The following is a 15,300-nucleotide window of genomic DNA, read 5'->3' as shown; positions in this document are numbered from 1 at the left end:
GCACCACCAAAGGATGCTGCTCAATGGTTTTGCCGTCCAGCTGGAAGTTAATGGTGCCCACCACCTGGTTTTTCGCCAGCGGCGCGTGCAGTTCGGTATTGCTCAGCGTGTAGCTGGCTTTCAGATCTTTCATGCGGCCACGAGGAATAGTCAGATAGACGTCTTTCTGTACGCCCAGCTGGACGCGATCGCTGTTGCCGAACCAGACCGGCTCGGAAGCAAACTCTTTACCTGCTTTGAGCGGTGCCACGGTTTCAAAGAAGCGAAAGCCCCACGTCAGCAGCTTTTTGCTTTCGGTTTCGCGACCTTTATAGGTATGGCCACCCATGACCGCCGAAATTAAACGCATCTGACCCTCGGTCGCAGAAGCGACCAGGTTATACCCTGCCGCATCAGTATGGCCGGTTTTGATGCCGTCCACATTGAGGCTGGTGTCCCACAGCAGACCGTTACGGTTAGTCTGACGAATATTGTTAAAGGTGAACTCTTTTTCCTTATAAACAGCATACTCGTCCGGCACGTCGCGGATCAGTGCCTGGCCGATCAGCGCCATATCACGCGCCGAGCTGTGCTGGCCGTCGGCATCCAGGCCGTGGACGGTCTGGAAGTGGGTGTTTTGCAGGCCCAGTGCCTTAACATAGTTGTTCATCAGGCCCACAAAAGCGTCCTGGCTGCCTGCAACATAGTCGGCCATCGCCACGCAGGCGTCATTGCCGGACTGCAGAACGATGCCGCGAGTCAGCTGAGCAACCGGAACACGATCGCCTGGCTTCAGGAACATCAGCGAAGAGCCTTTAAACACCGGGTTGCCGGTCGCCCAGGCATCTTTACCCACGGTGACCACATCCTCCTGATGAATTTTGCCCGCTTTGACCGCCTGGCCAATCACGTAACTGGTCATCATTTTTGTCAGGCTGGCCGGATCGCGACGCGCGTCGGCGTTTTTCTCTGCCAGCACCTTACCGGAGTTGTAATCGATCAGCACATAGGCTTCGGCATCAATATCCGGTACGCCAGGGATCATGGTTTTGATGTTCACGTCTTCAGCGTGGGCGAAGGCGGTAAGGCTGAGGGCAATCAGCGAACCTGCCGTCAGGCGTTTAAGCAGTTGGGAAGAGGTCAGAGTATTCATGTTGGGGACAACAACATCCATGGCTAAGTTAAAAAAAGTGACTCACTATAGCAAATGCATTTCGGAGCGGCATCCGTCTTTACCTGGGCCAGACAGCGTAACGCCAGGCAAGAGACGGATTACCGGATCGTTATCACATTTTGCCAGCTGCTGTGGTCACGAAAGAGGTGAGATTAGCTTCGCTGGCAAGCCGCTGCTGAAGGGCCGTTGCCTGTTGACGCGAGGTGAAATGGCCCAGCTGCACGCGATAAACGCCGCCGCGCGCGTCAACGCTGCCCGGCACGCCAAATTGTTTGCTTAGCGAAGCAGCCAGCTGGCGTGCACGCGCCGCATCGCTCAGCGCGCCAGCCTGCACCGCCCAGGCCGTTCCGGCTGCGGCTGGAGCCTGGGCCGCTACCGGCACGGCGGCTGGTGCCGCTACCGGAGCTGGCGCGGGGGCAGGTGCTGATACTGGCGCAGGGGCAGGCTCACTGCCTTCCAACACGCCGTTAGCCAACGGCTGCGGCGCGCCTAAAAATCCGCTGCTGCGTACGGGCGCACCCAGATTGTCTTCACTGCTAAGCGTGCTGTTATCTACGGGCCGTGCTTCCTCGGTGGGGGCATCGTTTGTCGTGCTCTGGGCCGCTGCCGCACCGCCCATCACTACCATGCCGCCGCTGAGATCCGGACGAGACGGCAGCGCATAGCTCTGTTTAGCTACCGTGGTGCCGACAGTACCGGGGCCGGAAAGCGAGCCGTCCGGCGCAACCTTGATGTAGTCCACCTTCACACGGCTGTTGTTAGAGATATTCAGGCGATCGCCTGCTGCTTTTGACAAATCAATAATGCGGCCCGGTTTGTAAGGCCCGCGATCGTTAACCCGCACCACAATCTGCCGTCCGTTCGCCAGGTTAGTTACGCGCACGTAGGAGGGCAGCGGCAGAGTAGGGTGAGCCGCCGTTAACGCCTGCGGGTCGTACTGTTCACCCGTGGCGGTGCGGCTGCCGTCGGCCGACTCGCTATACCAGCTTGCCAGCCCTGTCTCACTGAAGTTAGAGGGATCGGTGACGATGCGATAATTCTTGCCGTTGGTACGATAATCCTGGTTAGCATTAGGGCTTAGCGGCTCGTAGCGTGGCTCGACGCCGCCGATTTCCACTACCGGGCCGTTATAGGTTTGCTGTTGCTGGGTAACAGGTGCCTGCTGTTGTTCGTTCACACAGCCCGCCAGCAGCGCTGCTGCCAGACTCATCCAAAGCCAATCCTTACGCATATAAGCCTCTTAAACGCTTTTCGACAACAGTTTACGGTGGGTGTGGATCGACATAATAATGCCAAACCCGGCCATCAGAACAATCAGGGCGGAGCCGCCGTAGCTTACCAGCGGCAGTGGGACGCCGACCACGGGTAATATACCGCTGACCATACCAATATTCACAAAGACATACACAAAGAAGATCAGCATCAGCCCGCCAGCCATCACGCGGCCAAACGTGGTTTGCGCTCTGGCCGCCATCAGCAGGCCGCGCATAATCACCAGCACATAAAGGACCAGCAGCACCAGCACGCCAACCAGACCCAGCTCTTCTGCCAGTACGGCAAAGATAAAGTCGGTATGACGCTCGGGTAAAAATTCCAGCTGCGACTGGGTGCCGTGCAGCCAGCCTTTACCGCGCAGCCCGCCGGAGCCGATAGCGATTTTGGACTGGATAATATGGTAACCCGCGCCCAGCGGATCGCTTTCCGGATCCAACAGCATCATCACGCGGTCGCGCTGATAGTCATGCATCAGGAAGAACCACAGCACCGGGATAAAAGCAGCAACCAGCATCACGGCAACGAGGATCAGCTTCCAGCTCATGCCGGATAAAAACAGGACAAACAGGCCGGAAGAGGCAATCAGTATGGCCGTCCCCCGGTCAGGCTGCGCCGCAACCAGCAGCGTAGGCATAAAGATCAGTACCAGCGCAATCGCGGTGTTTTTTAAGGTGGGCGGACAGACGTCGCGGTTGATAAAACGCGCTACCATCAGCGGAACGGCTATTTTGGCTATCTCTGAGGGCTGAAAGCGCACCACGCCCAAATCCAGCCAGCGCTGAGCGCCTTTACTGATATGGCCGAAAGCATCCACGGCGATCAACAGCACCACGCAAAGGATGTAAAGGTAGGGCGCCCAGCCTTCGTAAACACGCGGCGGGATCTGCGCCATCACCAGCATCATGACCACGCCCATTGCAATCTGGCCCAGCTTACGCTCCATCATGCCCGGATCCTGTCCGCTGGCGCTCCAGATAACCAGCGCGCTGTAAACCAGCAGGGCGGAAATCAGGATAAAAAAGGTCGGGTCGACGTGGATTCTCGTCCAGATCGTGCTTTTCTGATGACGATCGTTCATGGTTATTCGCCTTCGTAGCCAGACGGCACCGGAGGGGCGTCTGGCAGGTTGGTATTGTTGTCCCCGAGCATAATATGGTCGAGGATTTGTCGCATAATGGTGCCCACTGCCGGCCCTGCGCCGCCGTTTTCAAGGATCATCGCTACCGCTACGCGAGGATGATCGTAGGGCGCGAAAGCGGTCATCAGTTTATGGTCTCGCAGTAGTTCTGTAATCTTATGCGCGTTATAGGTTTCGTTTTCTTTCAGCCCGAATACTTGCGCCGTGCCTGACTTGGCGGCGATTTTATAAGGCGCATCAAAGAAGCTTTTACGGGCCGTGCCATTGGGGCGGTTCGCTACGCCATACATGCCGTCTTTCGCGATTTCCCAATAGCCGGAGTGGATATCGGCAACAGGTGGAATGGCTGGCTGCTTCCACGGCACGGTAACATTGTTCAGCTTGTTGGCCATCATCAGATGGGGCGTACGCACGACGCCGTCGTTAATCAGGATCATCATCGCTTTGTTCATCTGCACCGGCGTGGCCGTCCAGTAACCCTGGCCAATCCCGACGGGAATGGTATCGCCCTGATACCAGGGTTTTTTAAAGCGCTTCATTTTCCATTCGCGGGTGGGCATATTGCCTGCGGTTTCTTCTACCAGATCGATGCCGGAAAGATGGCCGTAGCCAAATTTGCCCATCCATTCGGAAAGCCGGTCGATGCCCATATCGTAGGCGACCTGATAGAAAAAGGTATCGGCGGACTCTTCCAGCGATTTGGTGACGTTAAGGTGGCCGTGACCCCAGTGTTTCCAGTCGCGAAAGCGCTTTTCAGAGCCGGGCAGCTGCCACCAGCCCGGATCGAACAGGCTGGTATTTTTATTGATCACCCCTGCAGAAAGTGCCGATACGGCAATATAGGGTTTGACCGTAGAAGCGGGCGGATAGGCGCCCTGAGTCGTGCGGTTAATCAGGGGGCGATTCGGATCCTTCAGCAGCTTGTTATAATCTTTGCTGCTGATGCCGTCGACAAACAGGTTCGGATCGTAGCTGGGCATGGAAACCATCGCCAGGATTTCGCCGCTGCGCGGATCGGTGACCACGACGGCGGCGCGGCTGCCCGCCAGCAGCGTTTCGATATACTGTTGCAGCTTGAGATCGATAGTCAGCCAGATGTCCTGCCCGGCCTGCGGTGACTGTTCGTGCAGCTGACGAATCACGCGGCCACGGTTATTCACCTCGACCTCTTCATAGCCGGTTTTACCGTGCAGCATATCTTCGTAGTAACGCTCTATACCCAGCTTGCCGATATCATGCGTGGCGGCATAATTAGGCCATTTGCCTTCTTTATCCAGCCGTTCTACGTCGCGATCGTTAATCTTGGAGACATAGCCCAGGACGTGCGTCAGGGCGGAGCCGTAAGGATAGTAGCGACGCTGGTAGCCTTTGACCTCCACGCCGGGGAAAGCGTATTGATTAACCGCGAAGCGCGCAACCTGCACCTCATTCAACCCGGTTTTTACCGGGATAGAGGTAAAGCGACGGGAGCGCTTGCGCTCTTTTTCAAAGGCAACGATATCTTCATCCGTCAGGTCGACCACCGGGCGCAGCGCCAGCAGGGTCTTTTCCAGGTTCTCGACCTTTTCGGGCACCAGCTCAATCTGATAAATAGTGCGGTTTAGCGCCAGTGGCGTACCGCTGCGGTCATAAATGATGCCGCGGCTGGGGGCAACCGGGACCAGTTTGATCCGGTTTTCGTTAGAACGAGTACTGTAATCGGTGTAACGGATAATTTGCAGATGATAGAGATTAGCTATCAGGATGCCGGAAAGCAGTAAGATGCCGAAAAAAGCGATCATTGCCCGCCGAACAAACAGTGTCTGCTCGGCGGTATAGTCACGAAAGGCGTTACGTTGTAATTTCATCCGCTGCGTTAATCTGTCCAGTTAAGGGCTATTCGCGATGGTAAGGGTGATTGGTGGTAATACTCCATGCCCGATAAAGGCTTTCCGCCACCAGCACGCGCACCAGAGGATGAGGCAGCGTCAGCGTAGACAGCGACCAACTTTGCTCTGCGGCGGCTTTGCAGGCGGGGGCCAACCCTTCCGGCCCGCCGATCAGCAGGCTGACGTCGCGGCCATCCTGCTTCCAGCGCTCCAGCTGTGTCGCCAGCTGGGGCGTCTCCCACGGCTGCCCGGGGATATCCAGCGTAACGATGCGGTTGCCCTTGCCTGTCGCAGCCAGCATCATTTCGCCTTCCTTTTCCAGGATGCGTTTGATGTCGGCATTTTTCCCGCGTTTACCGGCCGGCACTTCCGTTAACTCGAACGGCATATCCTTGGGAAAACGACGCAGGTATTCCATGAATCCGGTTTGTACCCAGTCAGGCATTTTTGTGCCGACGGCAACCAGCTGCAGCTTCACGGATTAGCTCCAGAGCTTTTCGAGTTCGTAGAGACGACGGCTCTCTTCCTGCATTACGTGAACAATCACGTCGCCCAGGTCGACTACAACCCACTCGGCGGCGGCTTTGCCATCAATGCCCAGCGGTTTCAACCCCGCCGCGCGCGATTCCTGTACCACGTGGTCGGCAATAGAAGCAACGTGACGGGTTGAAGTACCGGTACAGATAATCATGCAGTCGGTGATACTGGATTTGCCCTGAACGTTAACAGACACAATATCCTGGCCTTTCAAATCGTCAATTTTATCAATGACGAATTCCTGGAGTGCTTGACCTTGCAAAAGGTTCCCCTCTGAATACGGTTAAATGGGATGTTATTCCGCCAGGCGGAAGCGCTATTATCCCATGTCGGCGCGGAAGATCCACGTGCCTGCAAGGAATAATTGTGAACTTATGTAGCTGCCCGGTAAAAAACATGGCAGCGGAGAATAACAGTCCCGGGCTGAGAGTCAATGATTGCCGGGTCGATAGTTGCAGCGGCGGGGCAGGTGAGCGGCAACAGGCAGAAAGCAAAAAGCGGAAGCGCCGGATAGCGCCTCCGCCTGTTTTAAACCCTTTTGCTCTCTGGTGCCTTAACGATTATTTATCGGTTATGACCAGATCGGGGAAGTGCGCTTTAACACACTCGGTATAGTCACCTTTTTTGAAGACGCTATAAGGCGTTTGATAACCTACCAGCTTACAGGCGTAGCTTTTGCCGCCCGGATTTTTTTCGTTGTAGTCCCAGTTCATTTCCCAATTGAGGGGAAGGGCGCCAGCACCGCCTTCGGCAAACTGCTTCATATTTTTACAGCCCAGCACTTCACCCGAAACGATCGGCACATTTAGCTCTTTCGCAAAGGCTTCATAATATTTGATACGGTTAAGCGACTGTGCGACCTCAACGCTGCCGCCGCACTCGACGCCGCCGTTAATGATCTGCGTCGTAACGCCGAAACCAGGCACCAGGCCAGCCGCTTTGTCCTGTGCATTAGGCTGCCATGTACCGTCAATAACAAACTGCATGCTGGGTTTAGGGGGTTGCGGATAGATATAGAAGAAGATGGCGCTGGCAAGATTAAGCCAGGTGTCCGCGACCCGTTCAGGATTATCCAGCAGCACGCGGACATCGCCGAACATTGCTTCTGAAAAGGGGCCATAGTTATAGTTGTAGCTAAGCTGCTTGGCACCGCGACCGAAATAGCTCAGATAGCGGCCTTCTTTATCCTTACCGCACGGCCAGGTTTTGCCCTGCCAGGTATCAGGATTACATTCGCCGTTATAGCCGTTAGGTTGGCCTTCCACCCAGCCCATTTCACGCACCCAGTGCAGACCCTGACGCCATTCTGCCACGTCGCCATGAATATTATGTTCGCCGGTTTCCTGCGCAAAATGCGCGAACATGGTTGCCAGCGTTTTGCGGCAGATGCCTTCAGCGTCTCGGCCATCGTTAAAATCACCGCAGAGGCGCGGGAATTTACCAACGGCCTTGAGGAAGTTGTCGTAAGTATAGGCAGCGTCGCGGCGAGGAAAAAGATGATCCCAACGTTTTGCATCGATGATTTTTTCCACGCGCTTCACGTTAGCAGGATTGCTGGTGGCGCCAGCGGTGATTTTTTCAACCACGGCGTTATCCAGCGTGGCTATCGAAGCCATGACATCTCTCATCAGACCGCCGCTGGTCAGCTGCGCTTCGGTCTTTTCAAGATCTTTGCGTGAAAGCGTCATGGCCGCCTCCGGTTGTGTGTCGCTGGCGTCTTCGCCCGTGTGGATCGCCCAGGCGGATTCCCAGCCATGTCCTACGCCAGGCTCATAGGCCAGCGCGCTGCCGCTGCACCAGGCCGCTACACCTTCACGACAGATATAATTTTTACCGGCGTTGCTGACAATATCACCCGATTTGTATGCGGTACCGGCAACGTAATGTGGATAGTCAGAGGGCGTCACTTCCGGGTCAGGCGTAGGCTCCGGTTTAACGTCTGGTGCCGGAGAAGGATCGGGCTTAGCATCCGGTGTGCCGCTGTCGGCCACTTGCTCCCACGGCGTATCCCATGAATTTTCTACTACGGCATCGGGCCGCTGGCCCGCGCCTACCCACCATTTAGCATGATAGGTTTTCCCATCCAGCGTCACGTAAGAGCCGGCAGGGTAAGTCTGTTGTACATTATATAAGTCGTAAGCGAAGGCATTGCACGATATTGCAATACAGCTGGCCAGCAGCAGCTTTTTAATCAACTTCTTTTCTTTTTTCATTTTCATTTCCCGGATGTTTATTTTTTATTCCCAGAGCCGGCGGCATAAAAAAATATGGCCGTTTCCCTTGGAATCCCGGGGGGATATTTGAATTGCGGCTAAAAATAAGCAAATCAATAATCATGAATAACTGATGGTTTTTTATTTTATGTACACATCCGGTGGCTCTGGCAGCAGAATAAACGTGAATAAGAAGCGGCCAGGAATAAAGTTTATCAAAAGGGGTTTTTTTTAATCGGGATATTAGCGTTGTTGGGAAAGGTGCTGCTTTCCTTCAGGAAGGCCAGGCAGCTTTAATGTTAAAAATAATTATTTTTGTGCAGGATAAAGATGTTGCTGATTCATCCAGTCAATGACGTCAGCGGGCAGCAGTCCATCGCAGGAAAGGCCGGCGCGGCGGCGTTGCCGAATCTCGGTAGCAGAAACAGGAAGCAGTAACGTATCGGCAAGATAGACCGAGCCGGCGGGAAAACGGTGCAGTCGGGTAATATCTTCCGTGCGACAGGTATCCAGCCAGCGCTGTTGTTCCGGCGTAGGCATATTTTCTGCATAGCCCGGACGTTTACAAACCAGCAGGTGGCAATAATCCAGCAGTTCTTGCCAGCGGTGCCATTTATGCAGCGTTAACAGTGAATCCTGACCGATAATAAACCCAAGGGGCTGCTTTTCGCCACGTTCCTGCCGAAGCTCAATCAATGTATCAATGGTCCAGGAAGGTGTCTGACGCCGCAACTCACGTTGGTCTATATCAAAAAGTGGATTATTAGCGATAGCCAAAGAAATCATTTTTACGCGCTGAGCCGGAGAAGCTTCTGGCTGGGGGCGGTGCGGCGGCACATTGTTAGGCAACAGCGTGACTTTTTGCAGACCAAGCCGGGCGGCCAGCGTTTCCACCGGGCGAAGATGGCCGTAGTGAACAGGGTCGAAGGTGCCGCCAAACAGCGCCTGGAGCGTTGTCGGTTCATTCATCGCAGAAGGTCTCGGGAAATGCCGTGGTACAAAGTAGCAGTGACAACGTTTCCAGCTCGCGCCAGACGGTTCGCCCATAATCCTGCTTCAGCGTTAATTCAATACGCGTCAGCAGCCTTATGGCCTGTGCCAGCTGTTTTGCCGTCAGCCGCTGTAAAGCTTCCGTAAACAACGGGCGACGGTTTTGCCAGACCCGGTGCTGGTCAAACAGCGTGCGCAGCGGCGTCTGCTTCATTTGCCGCTGTAGCGTTAGCAGCGTCAGCAGCTCTCTTTGCAGCGTACGTAGCAGGATGACCGGCTCGCTTTCTTCTGCTTTAAGCTGGCGCAAAATATGCTGCGTCCGCTTGCTTTTGCCTGCCAGCAGCGCATCCACCCAGTGAAACGGCGTAAAGTGAGCGGCGTCATTGACCGCCTGCTCTACCCTGGGCAGCGTCAGCTTGCCGTCCGGCCAAAGCAGCGAAAGACGTTCCAGTGCCTGCGCCAGTGCCAGCAGATTGCCTTCGTAGCAGTAGCAGAGCAACTGTACGGCCGCATCATCCACTACCAACTGCATACTTTTAGCACGCGCGTTTACCCAGCGGGGTAGCTGAGCCTGCTCCGGCGTCTGACAGGGCACGATTATGGCGTTAACGCTGAGCGCTTTAAACCATGCGCTATTTTCCTGAGCTTTGGTAAGTTTAGGCGCCCGCAGAAGCAGCAAAATGTCCTGATGGAGTAGCGTAGAGAGTATCAGCAGCTTTTCCGCTATCGCGGCATTGGGGCCGTTTTCCGGAAGAGATAACAGCAGCGTCTGACGACTGGCGAACAGGCTGAGCGCCTGACAGGTTGAGTAGATGGCATCCCAGTCGGTTTGTTGATCGACCGCGACGCTGAAATGTTCGGTGAAGCCCTGCTGCTGGGCACTGGCCCGCACGGCATCCTGTGCCTCCTGCAGCAACAGCGGCTCATTACCGCTCAGAATATAGCAGGCGCGCAGCCCCTCGCGGAGCTGCGCGCCAAGCTGTTCAGGATAGATCCTGATCATCTGGCGTAAGAGCTGTTAGGTAAAACGGCGCGTGGTGAGGTCTGATCGATAGCCGGTGGTGTGTTACCCAACGTGTTCACCGAGCTGTCATTTTCCGCCGCATGGACAGTCAGCAGCTTACGCACCAACTGCTGAGCCGCCTGAGCGCGCATCTCGCTGATGATAATGTCCTGCTCAGAGTCTTTCGCCAGCGCAGCCAGCGGGTTATCAAAGAAGGAGCGGTAAACCGTAGCGCTGAGCGGATAGATACCCTTATTCGGGATCAATACCTGAGCATTAACGGTCATCACCAGGGAATACTCGGCAGTTTTACCGTCCTGGAAAATAGACGCCGTATCGCGTCCCTGAGTTTCCGTTCCCAGACGCAGCGACGGCACGTCTTTACGCAGGCCTGGTTTCTCTAAAACGTTCACGTTATTAAGACGCAGCTGTTCACGAACGGCACGCGCCAGCGGGCCGTACGGGTCACCCGTATCCACGATCATGGTTTTCATTTCATGCGGAACCGACGTGGTTCCGCGCAGATGATAGCCGCAGCCGGCGGTGAGTAGCACCAGTCCGGCAATAAGCAGAGAGATAATCTGTCGCACTCTTCCTCCTGACATTAACCCACGACCAGGTTAAGCAGCTTGCCCTGAACGTAAATCACTTTACGAATAGTGACGCCATCAAGATATTTTGCAACCAGGTGCTCTTGTGCAGCACGTGCCTGCACCTGCTCCTGAGTCGCCTCCGCCGGAACGGTGATCTTGCCGCGAACCTTACCGTTAACCTGCACCACGACCAGCAGAGAATCCTCTACCATTGCGGCTTCGTCAGCCTGCGGCCATGGCGCATTGTCTACTTCGCCTTCACCACCCAGCGCTTCCCACAGGGTAAAGCAGGCGTGCGGCGTGAAAGGATAAAGCATACGCACTACGGCCAGCAGCGCCTCATGCATCAGCGCCCGATCCTGCGGTGCCTCTTGCGGCGCGCGAGCCAGCTTGTTCATCAGTTCCATAATAGCGGCGATAGCCGTATTGAAGGTCTGACGGCGACCGATATCGTCCGAGACTTTAGCAATCGTCTTGTGCAGATCGCGGCGCAGCGATTTCTGTTCTTCGGTAAGGCTGTTCAGATCGAGCGTATCAGCCGGGCCTTTTGCCGTGTGTTCAAAGACCAGCTTCCAGACGCGTTTCAGGAAGCGGTTGGCGCCTTCCACACCGGACTCCTGCCATTCCAGCGTCATTTCAGCCGGGGAAGCAAACATCATAAACAGGCGCACGGTATCTGCGCCGTAGCGCTCTACCATGACCTGTGGGTCAATACCGTTGTTTTTCGATTTGGACATTTTGCTCATGCCCGCGTACACCAGCTCGTGGCCCGCTTCGTCGCTGGCTTTCACGATACGGCCTTTTTCGTCACGCTCCACGGTTACGTCAACCGGAGAAACCCAGTTGCGCTCGCCGTTGGCGCCCAGCCAGTAGAAGGCGTCAGCCAGCACCATGCCCTGGCAGAGCAGGCGCTTAGCGGGTTCATTTGAGCTGACCAGTCCGGCGTCGCGCAGCAGCTTGTGGAAGAAGCGGAAATAGAGCAGGTGCATGATTGCATGCTCAATGCCGCCTACATACTGATCGACCGGCAGCCAGTAGTTGGCCGCAGCCGGGTCCAGCATTCCCTTATCAAAGTCCGGGCAGGTATAGCGGGCATAGTACCAGGAGGACTCCATAAAGGTGTCGAAAGTGTCGGTTTCACGCAGTGCCGGCTGGCCGTTGACGGTGGTTTTCGCCCACTCCGGGTCGGCTTTGATCGGGCTGGTGATACCGTCCATGGTGACATCTTCTGGCAGGATCACGGGCAGTTGATCGGCAGGTGTCGGCATCACGGTGCCGTCTTCCAGCGTCACCATAGGGATTGGCGCGCCCCAGTAGCGCTGGCGAGACACGCCCCAGTCACGCAGGCGATAATTGACTTTGCGCTCGCCGACGCCTTTTTCCGCCAGGCGGGTGGCAATGGCATTAAAGCCGTCTTCATAAGAGAGGCCGTCGAATTCGCCAGAGTTGAACAGCGTGCCTTTCTCGGTCATCGCTGCCGCGCTCAGATCCGGCTCGCTGCCGTCCGTATTCAGGATAACCGGTTTCACCGGCAGATCGTATTTGGTGGCAAACTCCCAGTCACGCTGATCGTGGCCCGGAACAGCCATCACCGCGCCAGTGCCGTATTCCATCAGGACGAAGTTGGCTACCCATACAGGCAACTGTTCGCCGGTCAGCGGATGGATAGCGAAGAGACCGGTTGCCATGCCCTTTTTCTCCATTGTCGCCATTTCTGCTTCGGCGACTTTGGTGTTGCGGCATTCGGCAATGAAATCTGCCAGCACAGGATTATTCATCGAGGCCTGAATCGCCAGCGGATGGCCGGCGGCAACGCCCAGGTAGGTCACGCCCATAAAGGTGTCGGGACGCGTGGTGTAGACGGTCAGCTTCTCTTCGCTGTCGGTAACGTCAAACGTGATTTCCACGCCTTCAGAGCGGCCAATCCAGTTGCGCTGCATGGTTTTGACCTGCTCAGGCCAGCTTTCCAGCGTATCCAGATCGTTTAACAGCTCGTCGGCGTAGGCAGTGATTTTGATAAACCACTGCGGGATTTCTTTACGCTCAACTTTGCTGTCGCAGCGCCAGCAGCAGCCATCAATAACCTGCTCGTTAGCCAGTACGGTTTGATCGTTCGGACACCAGTTCACGGCGGAAGTCTTTTTGTAGACCAGGCCTTTTTCATAGAGTTTGGTGAAGAACCACTGTTCCCAGCGGTAATACTCCGGCTGACAGGTGGCCAGCTCGCGGCTCCAGTCATAGCCAAAGCCCAGCAGCTTAAGCTGGTTCTTCATATAAGCGATATTATCGTAGGTCCATGGCGCAGGCGCGGTGTTGTTTTTTACCGCGGCACCTTCGGCAGGCAGGCCAAAGGCATCCCAACCGATAGGCTGCAGCACGTTTTTGCCCAACATGCGCTGATAACGTGAGATAACGTCGCCGATAGTGTAGTTACGCACGTGGCCCATATGTAGGCGGCCAGAAGGATAGGGCAGCATGGAGAGGCAGTAGTACTTCTCTTTACCTTCTTCTTCGGTGACTTTAAAGGTTTGCTTCTCATCCCAATGCTGTTGAACACGGGATTCTATCTCTTCCGGGCGATATTGCTCTTGCATGGCAGCCAGTGGTCCTTTGTAAATAGCGCCGGGCACCTGGTGAGTCGCGCCGGGCTTAATGTTCGTTCAGATCCGCATAGCATAGCTGATCCGCCCCCGGCGCAACAACAGTAACCGCCCTGACAACGGGCATTTCTCTGCAAGCTGGAAGATGGCAGGCAAATTTCACTGCCGTCCCGCTGCAATAATCGGTTTAGCGCTAAACTGAAGGAAGCATTTATCGGCATGCTCAGGAGATAAAATGAACAAGGTTGCTCAGTATTATCGTGAACTGGTTTCCTCTCTTACCGAGAGAATTAATAAAGGCGAGCATGATATTGATGCTTTAGTAGAGTCGGCCCGGCAGCGCATGAATAACCGAGGCGAACTGACGCGCAGTCAGATTGACGATGTTACCCGCGCCGTACGTCGCGATCTGGAAGAGTTCGCTCGTAGCTACACGGAAAATCAGGCAGACAGCGGTGACAGCGTTTTTATGCGGGTCATCCGGGAAAGCGTCTGGAAAGAGCTGGCAGATATCACCGATAAGAGCCAGCTGGAGTGGCGCGAGGTTTTTCAGGATTTAAACCATCACGGTGTTTATCAGAGCGGCGAAGTGGTGGGGTTGGGGAATCTGGTGTGCGAAAAATGCCAGTTTACCCGGGCTATTTATACGCCGGAAACGCTGACGCGCTGTCCTGTATGCGGTAACGATCAGTTTCAGCGGCGGGCTTTTGAACCCTGAAAATAAGTCAGGCAGGGCGTTAAGCGCGGGAAAAATAGCAAAGCCTGGGTCGGCGTTCTGGCTCAGGCTTTATCGTCTGATAGTAAAATAATTTCTGTCAGCTGCAATAAAAGCGATTATCAGTAAACGTTTTACTTAAAGGGCTAATGAAGGCTGCTAATTTTTCCCCGTCCCTGTAAGCCTGCAGGCCTGCTTTGTCCTCTGGATTGGAAAAGCTTTTCGTGTCAGGGATAAGCCAGACGGGAGAGTACTTAAAAAATGCGCAGAGGCTTTGCCTTCGTACCGCCGGAAATCTGCTTTAAGGGAGTTGCATCCAGCGTGGACATGCTGCCCTTTAAAATTAAATTTTATTCAGAATGCCGCATCCCGGCGACAGGGTTAACGCAAGCTGATTTTTAAGGGGAATAAAGTTAGCCGGATGAGGGTTAGATTTTTATCAATCTACAAACCGTCGTTTCTGTCAGGGTAAGGCGCATGTGAAAAAGAATATCCATAAGGTGAAAAGGAAAGAGCGGCATTTTAGCCGCCCTGGGAATCGATACTAATGCAGGATCTTAGCTAAAAAATCTTTAGCACGATCTGAGCGTGGATTATTAAAGAAATCGTCTTTGGGCGAGTCCTCAATAATTTTGCCTTCATCCATAAAGATAACCCGATTAGCGACCTTGCGGGCGAAGCCCATCTCATGCGTCACTACCATCATCGTCATCCCCTCGTTCGCCAGCTCTACCATGACGTCCAGCACTTCATTGATCATTTCCGGGTCCAGCGCGGAAGTCGGTTCATCGAACAGCATCGCTACCGGATCCATGCAAAGTGCCCGTGCGATAGCTACACGCTGCTGCTGCCCCCCGGAAAGCTGACCAGGATGCTTGTTGGCATGGGCAGAGAGACCGACGCGCTCCAGTAGCTTCAAACCTTTCTGGCGCGCCTCTTCTTTGTTGCGCTTCAACACCTTAACCTGTGTCAGCGTCAGATTTTCAACAATGGTCAGATGGGGGAAAAGCTCAAAGTGCTGGAAAACCATCCCGACCTTTGCACGCAGCTGCGCCAGATTAGTTTTCTTCTCGTTGACGGCCGTACCGTTGACGGCAATGCTGCCTTGCTGAACCGGTTCGAGTCCGTTGACCGTTTTGATCAGGGTCGATTTACCGGAAACGGAAGGGCCACACACCACCACCACTTCGCCTTTTTTAACTTCGGTAGAGCAGT

General features: G+C 54.9%; 12 protein-coding genes and 1 pseudogene. 1 reads left to right on the top strand and 12 read right to left on the bottom strand.

Annotated features, from left to right (window positions below; all coding sequences use genetic code 11):
- From dacA to leuS, 11 genes and pseudogenes are all read right to left on the bottom strand, one after another.
- The coding region (gene dacA, locus RTK32_RS08865) for a D-alanyl-D-alanine carboxypeptidase DacA (protein WP_312043134.1) at nucleotides 1-1,132 on the bottom strand (1,132 nt) is incomplete at its 3' end.
- 133 nt (nucleotides 1,133-1,265) lie between these two features.
- Nucleotides 1,266-2,384, bottom strand: coding sequence for an endolytic peptidoglycan transglycosylase RlpA (gene rlpA, locus RTK32_RS08860; RefSeq protein ID WP_312043132.1), 1,119 nt, complete (start codon nucleotides 2,382-2,384; stop codon nucleotides 1,266-1,268).
- 9 nt (nucleotides 2,385-2,393) lie between these two features.
- On the bottom strand, nucleotides 2,394-3,506 hold the full coding sequence (mrdB, locus tag RTK32_RS08855; protein WP_312043131.1) for a peptidoglycan glycosyltransferase MrdB: 1,113 nt from the start codon (nucleotides 3,504-3,506) through the stop codon (nucleotides 2,394-2,396).
- 2 nt (nucleotides 3,507-3,508) lie between these two features.
- Entirely contained in the window at nucleotides 3,509-5,413 is a 1,905-nt protein-coding gene (mrdA, locus tag RTK32_RS08850; RefSeq protein ID WP_312043129.1) for a peptidoglycan DD-transpeptidase MrdA, read from the bottom strand.
- A 28-nt stretch (nucleotides 5,414-5,441) separates the two neighbouring features.
- Nucleotides 5,442-5,912 carry a 23S rRNA (pseudouridine(1915)-N(3))-methyltransferase RlmH gene (gene rlmH, locus RTK32_RS08845; RefSeq protein WP_312043127.1) on the bottom strand — a complete coding sequence of 157 codons (471 nt, stop codon included), beginning with the start codon at nucleotides 5,910-5,912 and terminating at the stop codon, nucleotides 5,442-5,444.
- Nucleotides 5,913-5,915: 3 nt separating this feature from the next.
- Nucleotides 5,916-6,233, bottom strand: coding sequence for a ribosome silencing factor (rsfS, locus tag RTK32_RS08840; RefSeq protein ID WP_312043125.1), 318 nt, complete (start codon nucleotides 6,231-6,233; stop codon nucleotides 5,916-5,918).
- Nucleotides 6,234-6,537: 304 nt separating this feature from the next.
- A pseudogene (locus RTK32_RS08835) lies at nucleotides 6,538-7,656 on the bottom strand (chitinase); the annotation flags it as partial.
- Nucleotides 7,657-8,493: 837 nt separating this feature from the next.
- Nucleotides 8,494-9,153: a nicotinate-nucleotide adenylyltransferase gene (gene nadD, locus RTK32_RS08830; RefSeq protein WP_312043124.1), complete on the bottom strand. Its 660-nt coding sequence runs from the start codon at nucleotides 9,151-9,153 to the stop codon at nucleotides 8,494-8,496.
- Nucleotides 9,146-10,177, bottom strand: a complete 1,032-nt coding sequence (gene holA / locus RTK32_RS08825) for a DNA polymerase III subunit delta (protein ID WP_312043122.1) — start codon at nucleotides 10,175-10,177, stop codon at nucleotides 9,146-9,148. The genes nadD and holA overlap by 8 nt, the downstream gene beginning before the upstream one ends.
- Nucleotides 10,174-10,767: an LPS assembly lipoprotein LptE gene (lptE, locus tag RTK32_RS08820; RefSeq protein WP_312043120.1), complete on the bottom strand. Its 594-nt coding sequence runs from the start codon at nucleotides 10,765-10,767 to the stop codon at nucleotides 10,174-10,176. The genes holA and lptE overlap by 4 nt, the downstream gene beginning before the upstream one ends.
- 14 nt (nucleotides 10,768-10,781) lie before the next feature.
- Nucleotides 10,782-13,364: a leucine--tRNA ligase gene (gene leuS, locus RTK32_RS08815; RefSeq protein WP_312043118.1), complete on the bottom strand. Its 2,583-nt coding sequence runs from the start codon at nucleotides 13,362-13,364 to the stop codon at nucleotides 10,782-10,784.
- Between the two features lie 241 nt (nucleotides 13,365-13,605).
- Here leuS and RTK32_RS08810 point away from each other — a divergent pair, with 241 nt between their 5' ends.
- Nucleotides 13,606-14,088 carry a zinc ribbon-containing protein gene (locus RTK32_RS08810; RefSeq protein WP_312043117.1) on the top strand — a complete coding sequence of 161 codons (483 nt, stop codon included), beginning with the start codon at nucleotides 13,606-13,608 and terminating at the stop codon, nucleotides 14,086-14,088.
- 541 nt (nucleotides 14,089-14,629) lie between these two features.
- Here the strand turns inward: RTK32_RS08810 and RTK32_RS08805 are convergent.
- Nucleotides 14,630-15,300, bottom strand: a 671-nt coding sequence (locus tag RTK32_RS08805) for an amino acid ABC transporter ATP-binding protein (RefSeq protein WP_312043115.1), incomplete at its 5' end; no start/stop codon positions are given.

Source organism: Erwinia sp. (genome assembly GCF_031978025.1).
Lineage (GTDB): Bacteria > Pseudomonadota > Gammaproteobacteria > Enterobacterales > Enterobacteriaceae > Erwinia.
Note: the sequence above shows the minus strand (reverse complement) of the source record. Positions and strands in the feature narration are given on the sequence as shown.